Annotated in this window: 6 protein-coding genes and 1 pseudogene; 6 read left to right on the forward strand and 1 reads right to left on the reverse strand. The window is 45.8% G+C overall.

The genetic code is table 11. The features are described 5' to 3' along the window. Positions 1-341: 341 nt before the first annotated feature. Both AC6IZ0_RS05730 and AC6IZ0_RS05735 read left to right on the forward strand, forming a co-directional pair. On the forward strand, positions 342-1,487 hold the full coding sequence (locus tag AC6IZ0_RS05730) for a carboxylate-amine ligase (protein ID WP_497725395.1): 1,146 nt from the start codon (positions 342-344) through the stop codon (positions 1,485-1,487). Positions 1,488-1,598: 111 nt separating this feature from the next. Further along, on the forward strand, positions 1,599-2,624 hold the full coding sequence (locus tag AC6IZ0_RS05735) for an agmatinase family protein (RefSeq protein ID WP_497726005.1): 1,026 nt from the start codon (positions 1,599-1,601) through the stop codon (positions 2,622-2,624). A gap of 269 nt (positions 2,625-2,893) precedes the next feature. Here AC6IZ0_RS05735 and AC6IZ0_RS05740 read toward each other — a convergent pair whose 3' ends face one another. Then, the gene (locus AC6IZ0_RS05740) at positions 2,894-3,097 is read right to left on the reverse strand and encodes a hypothetical protein (RefSeq protein WP_497725396.1); all 204 of its coding nucleotides are present in this window, start codon (positions 3,095-3,097) and stop codon (positions 2,894-2,896) included. A 55-nt stretch (positions 3,098-3,152) separates the two neighbouring features. Between AC6IZ0_RS05740 and AC6IZ0_RS05745 the strand changes: the two are divergent. From AC6IZ0_RS05745 to AC6IZ0_RS05760, 4 genes and pseudogenes are all read left to right on the forward strand, one after another. Continuing rightward, a pseudogene (locus AC6IZ0_RS05745) lies at positions 3,153-3,401 on the forward strand (arginase family protein); the annotation flags it as partial. Between the two features lie 212 nt (positions 3,402-3,613). After that, the gene (locus tag AC6IZ0_RS05750; protein WP_497725397.1) at positions 3,614-7,237 is read left to right on the forward strand and encodes a choice-of-anchor I domain-containing protein; all 3,624 of its coding nucleotides are present in this window, start codon (positions 3,614-3,616) and stop codon (positions 7,235-7,237) included. Between the two features lie 111 nt (positions 7,238-7,348). Then, the gene (locus tag AC6IZ0_RS05755; protein ID WP_497725398.1) at positions 7,349-9,868 is read left to right on the forward strand and encodes a metallophosphoesterase; all 2,520 of its coding nucleotides are present in this window, start codon (positions 7,349-7,351) and stop codon (positions 9,866-9,868) included. A 117-nt stretch (positions 9,869-9,985) separates the two neighbouring features. Further along, positions 9,986-12,862: a calcium-binding protein gene (locus AC6IZ0_RS05760; RefSeq protein WP_497725399.1), complete on the forward strand. Its 2,877-nt coding sequence runs from the start codon at positions 9,986-9,988 to the stop codon at positions 12,860-12,862. The last annotated feature ends 86 nt before the right edge of the window (positions 12,863-12,948 follow it).

Below are 12,948 nucleotides of genomic sequence, written 5' to 3' on the forward strand. Positions count from 1 at the left end.
AAAAACACTTAGCTGCGTATATGATGATATCCAATTCATTCCCTAGCCATTGGTATTAACAGCGTTGCACTCAAACCCGTTCCCTGTGCGACTGCAGCGCCCAGTGACCAAATTCCTCCCCTTCAAGAACTGAATTACCAAGATGGTAAACCCAGTTTAACCCAGTTTCGGGTAATCGCAAGATCAGGGAACCACACACCCATTGAATTTATACCGCTTACATCCTTTGGGGAGAAAGAGCGTCAGGGGAAGTGTCAACACCTTTAAAGTAGAAGTCACCCAACACAAAAAGTCATTAAACTAGTAGGTCACGCCAGATGTACTAGTCAGAGGAAGATGGGATGACAGATTTAGAATTTAAAAGTTCTTCTGAATTCTCTCTCGGTATGGAAATTGAGTTACAATTGCTCAATCCCCAAACCCTGCAATTGGTAGATGGGATTTTACCTTTGTTGGCACACATCCCCAAAAATTCTTGCATCCAGCCAGAGTTTCAGCAAGCCTCTGTTGAAATTAGTTCCAGAGTGTGCCTCAATATCCATGAGTTAGAAACTGATATTTTGGCTATTCTTTCTCACCTTAAGCTGCAATGCCAGAATCTGGGGATGAATATTTGTGCATCTGGTACTCATCCATTTTGCGATCGCTTTACCAATGTTACACCCACTCCCAGGTATCTCGCCCAACAAGCCGCATCGGGCTATCTCGCAGATATGATGATGACCTTTGCTCTCCAAGTTCATGTGGGAATGCCATCCGGTGATGTAGCTGTAGATATCATGGGTAAGCTCCAACCTTATCTCCCCATTTTACTGGCCTTGTCTGCTAGTTCACCTTTTTGGTGGGGGCGTGATACTGGTTTTGCATCTTATCGTCACCGGTTCCTATCATCATCGCGAACCTATGGTACTCCCGGCTTTTTTCCCACCTGGAAAGATTTTTGTAAATTCTTTATTAGCGCCCAAAACGCCGGAATGTTTCAAATTATCCGGGATATTCACTGGGATTTACGACCTCAGCCAGATTTGGGAACCTTAGAAGTCAGAGTCATGGATGCTCAACCAACGGTAAAAGAGTCCATCATCCTAGCAGCCTTTATCCACTCCCTCGTATTATACCTCTACCACTACCCCCAAAAACACAGAGGATTTTTGTTATCCCCCCTCCCCTGGTTAATGGAAAAAGAAAATTTTTTCCGAGCGTCTCGCTGGGGTTTAGATGCAAATTACATCGAAAATGAGCAAGGTGGCACTAGACCCATAGGCGATATAATTGGGGATATATTAGATGCGATCGCCCCCACTGCTGACAATTTGGGAGAAAGTTCATACTTGCAACTACTGGCGCAAAGATTAGAAACCGGCGCTAGTTATACCCGTCAGCGACGAGTCTTTGAAAATACAGGTTCTTTAAAAGCTGTAGTTGCTTCTTTGGTGCAAGAACTAGAAGAGGAATTAACAACCTCATCCACAGATGTATACCCATAGAGGCTTATATGTAGGTACACAGATGAAATGCGCTGTAACTCAGCCGTGAGTTTTAAGTTACAATATTCCGGTACAATATCACAGTTTACCCGTGGGTGTAAAACCAAGACAATGAATATTCAACAGCCAGACTACAATCCCAGTGGAGTAGGTGAAATCAATGGTAATATCTTTGGATTGCCATCGGACTATGAGTCTGCTAACTTGATGATCATTGCTGTACCCTGGGAGGTAACTGTATCCTATGGTGCAGGTACGGCAAAAGGGCCACAACAGATTCTTGATGCTTCTGTACAAGTAGATTTATTCGATTTAGATCGTCCTCATGGGTGGAAACAAGGAATTTTCATGATGGAAATTTCTCCGGATATTTTCCAAAAAAATGAATATTATCGTACCTTGGCAGCTAAAATTATTGAACGACTAGCACAAGGTCAACCACTGACAAATACACCCGATTTAACTCCCGTACTCACGGAAATTAATCAAGCAGGAAAACAACTCAATCAATGGTTATTCACCCAGTGTCAAACAGCAATGAACCAGGGTAAGCGGGTTGCAGTTATTGGTGGTGATCATAGTGTACCTTTAGGTTACTTCCAAGCATTAGCTACCAAGTACCCCAACTACGGCATTTTACATATTGATGCTCACGCAGATTTACGCGATGCTTATGAGGGGTTTGAATTTTCCCATGCTTCTATCATGTTTAACGCCCTGAAAATACCGCAGATATCTAAATTAGTGCAGGTAGGTTTGCGTGACATTTGCCATGAGGAAGTGAACATAATTGACCAATCTCATGAGCGGATTATCCCTTATTACGACCCCATTATTAAACAAAAACTGTACGCCGGTAACACTTGGCTTGATTTATGTCGAGAAATCATCAGTCATTTACCAGAACAAGTTTATATTAGCTTTGATGTGGACGGACTTGACCCCAAACTTTGCCCAAATACAGGTACACCCGTTCCCGGAGGATTAGAATTAGAGCAAACCTTTTGTTTATTCCGAGAATTAGTCAAAAGCGGTAGACAAATTATTGGTTTTGATGTCTGCGAAGTTGGTAATGCGCAGTGGGATGGTAACGTGGGGGCGCGAATTGTTTACAAACTGGCTAATTTAATAAACTAGAGAGCGCATTTCAATGTCGGGTTAGCCTCTCCCAATCTTAGAGGTTGTTTGAGAAGTTTTCAGCCGTAATTTTTATCTTAGGGAAAAGGGAAAAGGGAACACCGAACAGCGAACACCGAACAGGGAACAGGGAACACACCCAACACACAAAAAACAATCAAATCCAGTCCCCTCCCCTTATAAGGGGAGGGTTAGGGTGGGGTGAAACAAGATTTGATAGACTAATCATTAGTTTCCAAACATCTTTTTAGAGGATGTTTGATAAGTTTTCAGTCGAGATTTGCCATAAAATTTGCTATAAACAATATAACAATAAAAATGGCTAACCCAGATAATATATTTGCCCAAAAAACAGTCCAAAAAATCTTACCTGCTAATTCTGCTTTTAACGCCATTAACTCGTTGCAAATAATCCTTAAATCATTATTGTTAAAATTGTAAGGTGGGGGCTGGGGCGGTGTCGTATTTTTCATAGCCAACTCACAAGAAAAGTTTATATTATACAGTATACATGGAGTAATGTTTAAAAAAAATGTATATTATCGTACTTTTGCAGCTAAAATCATTAAAAGACTAGCACAAGGTCAACCATTGACAAATACACCCGATTTAACTCCCGTACTCACAGAAATTAATCAAGCGGGGAAACAACTCAATCAATGGTTATTCACCCAGTGTCAAACAGCAATGAACCAGGGTAAGCGTGTTGCAGTTATTGGTGGTGATCATAGTGTACCTTTAGGTTACTTCCCAGCATTAGCCAATAAGTATCCCAAGTAAGGCGTTTTACATATTGATGATCACGTAGATTTACGCGATGCTTATCCACTTGGTGACTTAAAGACTTCTTAACGACTTAATAATAACTGCTTAATTTTTAACTTGCATAATATACCGGTTGACAGTTGACGGGCAAAACATAGCCCGCACAGATCATTGATCAGTTGCAAGACCCCATTACTGCAAGTTTAAATTCTGCTCAACCCACTATGTCTAACCTCATTTTTAACAACATCACCCCTCCCCTAGAAGGGATTAATGGCGTTCTCAACCTTGATTCACTAGGAGCGAACGCTGAGATATCTGCCTACAACCCTGTAAGCGGTATCCTCTACACAGTCGGTGGTGGATCAGGAGCGATTGTGGTAAGTGATCTGACTGACCCCTCTAACCCCAGAGCAGTGGTTGTGGCTACCCCGTCAGACAACAGTAATACCCTACAAAGCGTGGCAGTGTTTGGCCGGTTGCTAGCCGTGGCGGTGCAAAATCCGGTGAAGACGGAACCGGGCTTTGTCCAGTTCTACGACCTCACTAATCCAGTGCTACCTGTGTTCCTCACTGATGTAACAGTGGGTGCATTGCCAGATATGGTGAAATTTAACAACGACGGTACAAAGCTACTGGTGACTAATGAAGGGGAGCCTGACAATCAATACGCAATTGACCCCGTAGGTTCCATCTCAGTTATCGATACCAGCGCTTATCTTTCTTCCACACCCCAAGCACCTACCCAAGCCAATGTTCAAACCATCGACTTTAGCCCATGGGAAGGTCGCAAGGAAGAATTAATTAACCGTGGTATTCGCATTGGTGGTCGCCCCGATGTTACCACCACCCTAGCTCAAGACATGGAACCAGAGGCGATCGCCATCACTACGGATGGTAACACAGCTTACATCTCCTTACAAGAGAATAACGCGATCGCAGTACTAGACCTGAGTACAGACACCCCACAAATCACCAATATCTTCTCCGCAGGTATTCAGGATTGGGAACGAGGTCGCCCCAGTGCAGATAATTTTAACTACTCCCTGAGTTACGCCATGGGAGATAATAACCTTCCTGAAGGAGTTCTGGCGGGTGGACTCTCTGGACTCTGGTTTGACCGGGTAGAAACCATTAATGAACAACCACTTGACGTTTATTATTCCATCACTGATCGCGGTCCCAATGGTGACCTTGTGGATGGTAAGCGGCAATTCTTAGACCCCGATTTCCAACCCACCATTTACAAATTGGGGATGAATCGGGGAACAGGAGAAATTACAGAATTAGACAAGATTGGTTTAAATCGACAAGATGGGACACCCCTGACTGGACTACCTCAGCTGGTTGTCAAGGATGATATCCCCATCGATAGCAATAACCAAGACCTCCCCTATGACCCCTTCGGTATTGACTCAGAAACCGTGGGAGTCTTCACCGTTACCATTGAGGGAGTAGAACGTAAAGTATTCGCAGTGGGCGATGAGTACCGTGGACAGATTGCTCTATTTGACTTTACCACCGGTAACTTAATTCAGCGCTATATTCCAGCCGGACAAAAGGCGCTGCTCCAACAGCAACACGGTGTAGTAATCGGTGCGGAAACCATTGATACTCTACCAGCTATCTACGGTAATCGCTGGCCAAACCGGGGAATTGAAGCCATGTCCTTCAACTCCAACAACGGACTCCTCTATGCCTTCATGCAGAGTCCCCTTGACAATATTAATCAAGACGGTAGAGCTTCCCGCAGCCGCTCAGAACTCATCCGCATCCTAGCTATTGATCCAGCAACAGGGATTCCTCAAACAGAGCATTTCTATCTCCTGAGTGGCCGCCCCACCCAGGACAAACTCGGTGATGCAGTGTTCGATCCTGTCAAAGGTGTATTCTACGTCATTGAACGGGACAGTAGTCGCAATCTCAACGGACTTAAACACATCTATGAGGTAGATCTGCGTGGTGCCACTAATACCTTAGAAATCACCTTAACAGATGGTTGGACTAACCTCATAGGTGTAGCCCAGCCCGAACTCCTAGATAATCGCCGCACCTTAGTAGATGGTGTTTACAGCATATCCACTGCGGACACTCTGGCTGGTGCTGGTATTCGACTAGCACATAAAGTAGAACTTTTTAACCTGCCCTCCATTGGCGGTACATTAGCCTACGATAAACCAGAAGGTCTGGCTTTGCGGGATGACGGGGCTTTAGTAATTAACTATGACAATGACTTTGGTACTGAGGGTGCTAGTGGTAACAGCTTCACAGTTGTTACCTTTAACTCCATGGGGTTGGATAGTTCTGATCGCGATGGACCAAACGACACAAACATCTACAGGCCTCTCCCCGGATTAAAAGTTTACGGATTGACCATGCCCGATGGACTGGCTACGTATACCGACTCACAGGGACGCACTTTCATCCTCGCAGCAGGAGAGGGTGACTCCCGGGAATATCCCCCAGATGAAGGTAATATTTTTTATGACCTTACCAGGGCTAATAGTAGTACTCCTATCAATAATAATTCCTTCCGTAACCATCCTGGTGTAGAACTCCTAAACCTCTCATATGATCCAGACCCCGGTGTCCGTACCCGACTAAATCTACTCAACAATTATGGTGATATTACAGGTGATGGATTAATCGACCAGGCTTACACTATCGGCTCGCGCTCTTTACGCATATTCGATGACAAGGGTAATGTTGTATTTGACAGCGGTAATGCCCTCGAAGAACTGGCCAACAGTCTAGGACTCATGGCTTCTAATCGTGATGATGACAAGGGTACTGAGCCAGAGATGGTGGAAGTAGTGACTGTTAATGGACGCACCCATGCCTTAGTAGCCCTTGAACGCACCACTACCAGCGTAGCGGCTGTTTTTGATATCACTGATCCATATAACGTGGTAGCAGTTGATCCCATCATTTTCCCCGGTGCCAATCGCATTGAGGGAATAGCTTTTCTAACCACACCCACTGGTAAACTCCAGGGAGTGATTGCTTCTAGTGAAGGTAACGATGTAGTATCTGTGATCACAGATATTGACCTAATCAAAGAGGCAGTAACTGTGATTAGTGGTTCCCCTAGTGCAGATGACCTGACATTAACCAGCGACCAATCAGGTATTACCGTCTTTACCGGGGATGGAGATGACCAGGTAGATGGGAGTCAAGCTGTTAGTAATGCAATATATAGCGGTAAGGGGAACGATACTATCTTGGTGGGTAGTGACAGCAATGTCAGCAGTGGAGATGGTGACGACACCTTAATGATTGGTGCTCAAGAACCTGGTAGGGATAGCGTTTTAAATGGCGATCGCGGTCAAGATACTTTAATAGTTGTAGAAGCCGACGGCGGGAATATCCTCCTAGGTGGTGCTGACAACGACACCTTACAGGTAGCCGAAGGACGGGGACAAATGCTGTTTGGTGGTTCCAGTCCGGATGTGCTGCGCTCTAGTCCAGATGGTCATAATCGCCTCTATGGCGGCTCCGGTGATGACCAATTGTATTCTACTGTGGGCGATCGCCTGTTTGGTGGGGATGGTAATGATAGTCTCTACGCGGGACAGGGTGGTAATAATTTACTCTGGGGAGGCGCTGGAGCAGATAACTTCTGGTTAGTAGTTGGCGGTTCCCTACCCGATGCACCCAATGTCGTCAAAGATTTTGAATTAGGTATAGACCGGATTGGTATGGGTGGTATTACCGCCAACCAAGTTAGTTTATTCAGTGAAAATGGTAACACCCTCATTCGGGTGAGTGGTACAGATGTCGCCCTCATCGAAGGGGTAAATTCAGCCCAATTCAATCTCAACGATTCCAGTCAGTTCGTCTTTGCTTAAATCAAATCCCGGACTTCTCACCACATTTTCCCATGTGACCACAAATCCTATAGAAGTCCGGGATCTCCCCGTAGCTAAAAGTGAAAACACTACCCAAGGAGGTTTTACACCATGTCTGAATTTAGAATTAACCCCTATTTGCAAAATCCATCATCTCAAGGGATTGATATCACCTGGTTTACCCAACAAGATATACCCGGGAGATTAACCATAACCGGACCGGGTTTAAATAACCCCCTGGATTTGGTTAGTACCCCCGTCTTTCAACCCCTCTTGGCTTATACTACAGCTGAGAAAAATCAAAATATCTCTGGACTAGAGCCGGGTTCTTGGTTAATCAGTGACAACAACTATAAGCACAGTATAGACATACAAAGTTTATTACCAGGTCAGACCTATAACTACACAGTTACCCAGGGGAGTGAAACTTTTACCTCCACCTTTAAAACCGCCCCTAGTAATACAGATTGGTCTAGCGTTCGCTTTATAGCGATGTCTGACAGCGAAACCGAACCCCAGGGAAGGGTTACTAATCGGGAATGGCAACCCGGTGCTTTAGCAACTAATTCTATAGAACGCCCCGCACTTAGTAATAGTCAGTGGGCTGACACCTTTGGCACATCTGGCTCTGGGTCCAACCAAACCCTACGTTATGCCCTCACGGAAACAGAAGGCTACCAGCAAAACTTAGCCGTAGTTAACAGTCGTCACCCTGACTTTTTGGTCATGCCGGGGGACTTAGTACAGGGAGGCGGCTATCAACCCGCGTGGGATGAATTTTTTAGACACAACGCCGGGGAATATGATAGCGGTTTATCTCAGTACCCTATATTACCAGCTTTAGGTAACTGGGAGAACTTTGGCGCTCTCAATGGCGGCTATGGTACAGATGCCGATGGTCGATTTGGTCCCAAGTTTGGGCGGGATAAGTATGATGTTTACTTTGATTCCCCTGACAACGGCACTCCTGAGCATCGGAGTAATTATTATCGCATTGACTACGGTCCAGTAACTATCCTCACCTTAGATAGTTCTAATGGGGAGCCGGATGACCGCCGATCTAACTATGGTGGACAAGGACAACCCCCCAAAATCAGCGGTAGGGAATATACAGGGACGGGAACGGACACTCAGGAAAACTACACCCGTGAGCAGTATGAAGCTGCTGGGGGAACTGATTTAGCTGATTTCAATCCTGGTAGCACTCAGTGGAACTGGGTCATGGAACAACTTGATGATGCTCGCAGCCAAGGACAGATTATTTTTGCGCAGTTTCATCATGTACCTTACAGCAGTGGGGAACATGGTCAACCGATGAATCATGTCCTGTCCACTGGACAAGCAGGAACACCCATGCGCCAGTACCATAGTATGTTTGAGCAATATGGGGTAGCTGCCGTCTTGTCTGGTCATAGTGAGATGTTCGAGCGCAGCTTTGTTGATGAGGATGGCGATGGGATTGGCGTAAGCTATTACGATGTTGGGGTAGCTGGTGATGGCTTGAGGGGACAAAAACGGGATGGCTCCGGTTTAGATAAACCTCTACTTAATTATAACGAGTTTAGCCAGTGGACAGCTGACCAAAGAGAAGGGGAATTATGGCAACAGATTGACGGAGTACCACAACTTATTGATGGTGGTAAGCACTACGGTCACCTGGAAGTAAACCTAGAGCGCCTTAATCCTGCTGGGGGAGCCAGTGCTAAAGTCCTCATGACTCCAGTCTATCTTTTCCCTATCCTAGATGCTGAGTACAACTTAATCAACACAGAACGCCGGGTTTATGGTGATGAGATTTTGTTCTTAGCAGATACACAAGGTAGGATAGCCACCGCCCCCTTAGACCCTAATCCTTTAATTTTTGGTACTGCGGAATCTGACGACATTCTTTTAAACCGTAACCAACCCCTGAAAACTGTATTTTCTGGTCATGGTGATGATGTTGTTGATGCCAGCCAAGTTTCCTATGTAGAGGTTTTAGGCGGGAACGGTAATGACACCATCATGGTAGCAAGTGTATCTTTCGCCGGTGGTGCGGATGGGGATGATACCTTAATGATTGGTACTCAAGGGCCTGGTAGTGCGAGCGTTTTAGATGGCGGTCGCGGTCAAGATACCTTGAGGGTTGTGGAAGCCAGTGACGCTAACATCCTCCTAGGTGGTGCTGACAACGACACCTTACAGGTAGCCGAAGGACGGGGACAAATGCTGTTTGGTGGTTCCAGTCCGGATGTGCTGCGCTCTAGTCCCGATGGTCATAATCGCCTCTATGGTGGTTCCGGTGATGACCAATTGTATTCTACCGTAGGCGATCGCCTGTTCGGTGGCGATGGTAATGACAGTCTCTACGCCGGACTGGGTGGTAATAATTTACTCTGGGGCGGCGCTGGTGCTGATAACTTCTGGTTAGTAGTTGGCGGTTCCCTACCCGATGCACCCAATGTCGTCAAAGATTTTCAACTAGGTATAGACCGCATCGGTATGGGTGGTATTACCGTCAACCAAGTCAGTCTATCCAGTCAAAATAGTAACACCCTCATTCAAATTGGTGGTACAGATATCGCCCTCATCGAAGGGGTGAACTCAACCCAACTGAATCTTAACGATTCCAGTCAGTTTGTCTTTGCTTAAATCAGAACCCGGACTTCTGACCACATTTTTTCATGTGACCACAAATCCTATAGAAGTCCGGGGTCTCCCCTTAGCCCCTATCAGTCAGTTGTTAGTTCAAAACAGGACATCTTTAAAATGAGCACTCTTTTCATTAACTCCATCACTGATAACAACATTATCAGTTCAGCAGAAGCTCAAACTGGCTTTAATATCACCGGCGGCGGTCAATCCGGAGCAACAGTACGCCTGACTTTTGATAGTGGTCGAGAATTAGCAGGTGGTAACACCACAGTGGTAAATCAAAATAGTCAATGGTCAGTCCCAGTTATAGCGGAGGACGTAGCGGCTTTTAGTCAGGGAATACAAGAGGTTACTGCTACCCAGACATTTAATAGTAGCTTCTCGGAAGTTTTTCGGACATTTAGAGTAAATACCACTACGACGCTCACCCCCAGTATCAATGTAAATAGGGCAGATAACAGTGTTGTCGAAATCGGAAATATTAATTCAATTGATATTCTCAATAATCCCGATCAAGTAAACAAGTTAAACGATGACATTCCAGGCGCCGAATTATATACGCCACTGTTGTCCTTCAACCTTGTGCCCATTCCTGGTTCTGAAGATATCTTCTCTAATACCATTCACCAGCTAGAACTCACCTTTGATGAAAGAGTATTAGGATTACCAGACTACAACAGCTTTGTAAAGCGGGATAGTGACGGTAATTTCTTTTTGTTCAACTTCAATCCCAATACAGGCTTAGGCGCAGTGCTACAAGACCGAGATGGTAATGGTCGCATTGATGGAGCCGCCCTATTTTTACAAGACAATCAACCAGGAGACCTAGACCCCACCCCCGGAGTAATCTTTGACCCTGGTGCCCCCGTGGTGGTACCTCTCCCCCCCCCTACCATTGATTTAATTACTGATACAGTAATTCTCAATTCTGCCATATCAGCTACCAGTTTTCGCATCAGTGGTACAGGTAAACCCGGAGCAACCTTGATCTTAGGCTTTGCCAGCGGACTAACTTTGACAGGAAACAATACAAGCATTGTTGGAGAAGACGGCACTTGGTCTGTAGATATTGCCGTGGCTGATATTGTTATCTTTGCTCAAGGGGGAGAGGTATTAACCGCTACCCTAATTGATGGGGATTTGACCAGTGTAGCAACTACACAAGCCCTAGTCAATGAGTCAGGTTTTACCCGGATATTTGGCAGCGACGGTGATGATGAACTTTTTGCTCCCAATACAGGCAATGCTCAGGTATTTGGACTACAAGGTAATGACATCCTTGATTCTACCCCTTCCCCAGAACAGGTCATCTTATATGCAGGTCTAGGTAATGACACCCTCATCGCTGGCAATAACCATACGCTCTACGGGAGTGATGGCGATGATACCTTATCAGCCGCAGGCAGTATAGGCCGGAATATATTATATGGCGAGGCAGGTAATGATCTTCTAATTGTTGTGGAAGGCAGCGACAATGAACTCTACGGGGGAGCTGGTAACGACAGATTAACAGTCTCAGACGGTGGTGGGTTCAATCGTCTCTACGGCGAGGAAGGAGACGATATTTTAGATGCCTCCAGCGGTACTGGAAATAATCAACTGTTTGGCGGTGAAGGGGATGACCGTTTAATTGCAGGGGCGGCTACCGATGAACTGTTTGGCGGTGAAGGGGATGATCACCTGTTTGCCGGTAACGGTGGTATTCTCACCGGGGACGAGGGAGCAAATACCTTTTACCTCGCCAATGGCTCTATTCCATCTGAGTTAGCTATTATTACCGATTTTCAACCCGGGGGCGATCGCTTAGTAGTTGCTGGTCTACCCGACCTCACAGTCGTCAAGCTAATTAGGGAAAATACAGATACTATTGTTATTGCTGTATTATCTGACACAGATGTTTCCCTGGCTTTACTCCAAGGTATTCAACCCTCTGCATTAGTAGCAGGTCGTGATGTCTTTTCTCAGACAGAAACTCTTTTAGAACCTATTAATCTTGTTGGGGAAACCTTCAAAGTCACGAATTTGGAGCAGAACCCCAGTGGCTTTATCTTAACATTCAATGATGACCTAAATCTGAGTGTCCTTAACCTGTACAGAGGAATAGATCCAAACAACACAGGAGCCCCGGTTACTGATTCACCAGACCTCATCCTCACCGATAGTGCCGGAAATATCATCAATGGTTCACTGATTTGGGACCAAGGCAATGCTAACACCCTCACCTTTGTCAAAACAGGTGATATTCTAGCACCCGGTAATTACACTCTCACCCTGGAGAGCCGTAGTGATGGTTTCGTCAGCAGCGGCGATCGCCTACTCGATGGTAATGAAGATGGTTTATCTGGTAACTTTGTGCGCCAATTTACCGTGGATAGCCCCACAGCACCAGTCCTCACCTTACCTGACTTTAGCCGTGGACCAGATCAAGAGGTAAACATACGTGGGGGGGGTCAATTCAATCCTCTACCCATCCGCATCAGCAATCCCGGCGGCTTAGAAAACATCAGCTTCACCTTGCAATATGACCCAGACCTCCTGGCTATTACCGGAGCAAATGTAGCCGCACCGGGTTGGGATTTAGAGTCTGACTTCAATACACGAGGACAAGCTCAGTTTACCCTCAGTGGACCTGCCCTCAATGCTAGTACCGACTTAATCACCTTGAATGCTCAGGTTCGAGATACTGCGAGCTACGGTGCTAAAGGTGTACTGCAAATACTTCCCGGTGCTGGCTTAATAGGAGACAGTGCCGTACAACTGGTAGCATTATTGGGAGACACCACCAGAACTGAAAGCTATCTTGCTGCAGATGCGTCCTTAATTTCTCGCGTCAATGTGGGACTTGATACAGGATTTGGGGCTTTCCCTGTGACTGATCCTCTGATTATAGGAGACGCTACAGGCAACGGAAATTTAGATTCGGGCGATGTAACCTCTGTGCGGCGGGCATCTGTAGGTCTGTCTAGCCCATTTCTCCCACAATTAGTCTAATACCTGGGGTATTTCAAGATTCAGATGAGGCGGTTTGACCGCCTCTATACCACTTAATCTCATTAGTCTGTTTCTGATTGTTTCCG

This window comes from Anabaenopsis sp. NIES-4685, from assembly GCF_059725405.1.

Coding starts and splice junctions, on each gene's coding strand:
- AC6IZ0_RS05730 (WP_497725395.1), top strand. CDS start 342: ATGACAGATTTAGAATTTAAAAGTTCTTCTGAATTCTCTCTCGGTATG.
- AC6IZ0_RS05735 (WP_497726005.1), top strand. CDS start 1,599: ATGAATATTCAACAGCCAGACTACAATCCCAGTGGAGTAGGTGAAATC.
- AC6IZ0_RS05740 (WP_497725396.1), bottom strand. CDS start 3,097: ATGAAAAATACGACACCGCCCCAGCCCCCACCTTACAATTTTAACAAT.
- AC6IZ0_RS05750 (WP_497725397.1), top strand. CDS start 3,614: ATGTCTAACCTCATTTTTAACAACATCACCCCTCCCCTAGAAGGGATT.
- AC6IZ0_RS05755 (WP_497725398.1), top strand. CDS start 7,349: ATGTCTGAATTTAGAATTAACCCCTATTTGCAAAATCCATCATCTCAA.
- AC6IZ0_RS05760 (WP_497725399.1), top strand. CDS start 9,986: ATGAGCACTCTTTTCATTAACTCCATCACTGATAACAACATTATCAGT.